This window comes from Mesorhizobium sp. GbtcB19 (assembly GCF_019091085.1).
GTDB lineage: Bacteria > Pseudomonadota > Alphaproteobacteria > Rhizobiales > Rhizobiaceae > Mesorhizobium.
The window spans coordinates 1-418 of record NZ_JAGXJY010000126.1 but is presented as its reverse complement, the minus strand read 5'-3'; the positions used below and the strand labels follow the sequence as shown (position 1 = coordinate 418).

The following is a 418-nucleotide window of genomic DNA, read 5'->3' as shown; positions in this document are numbered from 1 at the left end:
TCTTTATAAAATATAATAAATGAAGTGCTACAAATATAAAAGTACTGCTTTTTTGTATAGTAACTATATTTATATATAGTATCAGGAGGGAATAATGTATGCTTAAACAAGAAGAAGAAAAATTGTCTAAATGCCCTATAGAAAAAACAATGCTGGTAATTGGTGGGAAGTGGACATTTGTTATTCTTAGAGACCTTTTTTCGGGACCAAAACGGTTTGGTGAATTAGAAAAATCCTTAAAAGGAATCAGCCCTAGAACACTATCCATGAGACTAAAAGAATTAGAAAATGAAAAAATTATTCAACGTGTAATTTACTCTAATATCCCACCTCATGTAGAATATTCCTTAACTGATAAAGGACAAACTCTACAGCCTATTTTTAACGAAATGAAGATATGGGGAAATACATGGGATGT

1 protein-coding gene is annotated in these 418 nt (G+C 30.4%); it reads left to right on the top strand.

Annotated elements, in window-relative coordinates; translation table 11 throughout:
* Positions 1–98: 98 nt before the first annotated feature.
* The coding region (locus tag KVT37_RS31900) for a helix-turn-helix domain-containing protein (RefSeq protein WP_217578980.1) at positions 99–418 on the top strand (320 nt) is incomplete at its 3' end.